The organism is Kamptonema sp. PCC 6506 (assembly GCF_000180455.1).
GTDB classification, from domain to species: domain Bacteria; phylum Cyanobacteriota; class Cyanobacteriia; order Cyanobacteriales; family Microcoleaceae; genus Kamptonema; species Kamptonema formosum.
Genome location: NZ_CACA01000291.1, coordinates 1 through 1,521, shown reverse-complemented (window position 1 = coordinate 1,521; position 1,521 = coordinate 1). Strand labels below are relative to the sequence as shown.

1 protein-coding gene and 1 pseudogene are annotated in these 1,521 nt (G+C 45.0%); both read right to left on the bottom strand.

Annotated elements, in window-relative coordinates:
- Window positions 1-206: 206 nt before the first annotated feature.
- Window positions 207-1,223 carry a thiamine-phosphate kinase gene (thiL, locus tag OSCI_RS16605; protein ID WP_007356194.1) on the bottom strand — a complete coding sequence of 339 codons (1,017 nt, stop codon included), beginning with the start codon at window positions 1,221-1,223 and terminating at the stop codon, window positions 207-209.
- Between the two features lie 35 nt (window positions 1,224-1,258).
- A pseudogene (locus OSCI_RS29105) lies at window positions 1,259-1,521 on the bottom strand (hypothetical protein); the annotation flags it as partial.

Genomic DNA, 1,521 nt, shown 5'->3' with positions numbered 1-1,521 from the left:
TTTTTCCTTCTTCTTACAATCGACATTGTTAAGTGAACTTCACAGGACTTACGCACCCAACCAAAGAAACCGGGTTTTTTGACGAAAATACTTCGTTTTCACCCAAAGATTTTCTCAAAAACCCGGTTTCTGGGACTCCCTGCGTAAGTCCTAGTTCATACAATCAACCTCATTCTACTCCTCCTGCCTTCTATTACAATTCACAATTAGAAGTGTTGAAATCCTTTAGTTAGGCTTAACTCTTCTTCTGGATAGATGCCGTTACTATCTACTAACAAAATGTCAGGATTTTTGGTAATGTTTCCTACTATAGCTGCTCCAACTCCTAATTTTTCTACTAACTTTTGAGCAATTTCCGGGGGAAGACATAGAATTAGCTCGAAGTCTTCGCCGCCATATAATCCCCAATTCAGTGCTTTTTCTGGGGATACTAAACGGCTAATAGTTGTAGGAATAGAGATTTGATTGCGCTCAATTTTTGCTCCAACATTGCTAGCCTGACAAATTTGAATAATGGCATCTGCTAAACCATCGCTGCTATCCATTCCTGCGATTTGAATTTTCGATTCTGACCCCCATTGTAAGAGTTTAGAATCTATAATTTCCCAGAGGATCGGTAGCACATCTAATCGGGGTTTGGGACGCTGGTGAGCGAGTATCAGCGACGATCGTTCGGGGGGAGTAAGGGATGTCTCTAATTGGGGGTTAAGGAGCAATTCTAGGCCAGCTCGTGAGGCTCCGTGAGGGCCAGTGGCGACGATGAGATTGCCTGGTTGGGCGCTACTGCGGCGGATGGCGCAGGCGGAGTCAACTTCTCCGAAGGCAGTAATAGCTAGAGCAATTAGGGGCGATCGCACAATATCGCCGCCAACGATCGGGGTATTATATTGTTGCAAACAAGCTGTCATCCCTTGGTAGAGTTGCTCTACCCAAGTAACGGGAGTGTCAGGCGTGAGGCTAAGTGCCACAGCGATCGCTAAGGGTGATGCTCCCATCGCCGCCAGATCGGATAAATTAGCAGCAACGGCACGCCATCCTGCGTCTTGGGGTGTTGTGGTGCGATCGCTAAAATGCACCCCATCAACGAGCATATCAGTGGTAATCACCAGAGATTTATCGGGATGGGTAGGGATGATTGCGCCATCATCTCCAATAATTTCTGGGGGACAGAATTTTTGTAGAATTGCTAATAAGCCTTGTTCTCCGATGTCTTTAATTTTCATTATTTTTAACAACTTTTCCGATATCTTTAACTTTCTTAGAACTTACGCAGTAAGTCTCCAGAAACCAGGTTTTTGAGAGAATCTGTGGGTTCCGGCGAAGTATTTTCATCAAAAAACCGAGTTTCTTTGGTTGGGTGCATAAGTGCTGAATTGTTATAATCCCTCCCCCTTCCCCCATCTCCCGGCAGTATGGTAATTGGCGCGATCGCCAACAAAGCCAAAAAAATTAGGGTGAGTAGTTCCCACCCTAAATCTATCGTAGTTTTCAGCTCGCGAAAGTACAATCTCCCAATCACAA

Coding starts and splice junctions, on each gene's coding strand:
- thiL (WP_007356194.1), bottom strand. CDS start 1,223: ATGAAAATTAAAGACATCGGAGAACAAGGCTTATTAGCAATTCTACAA.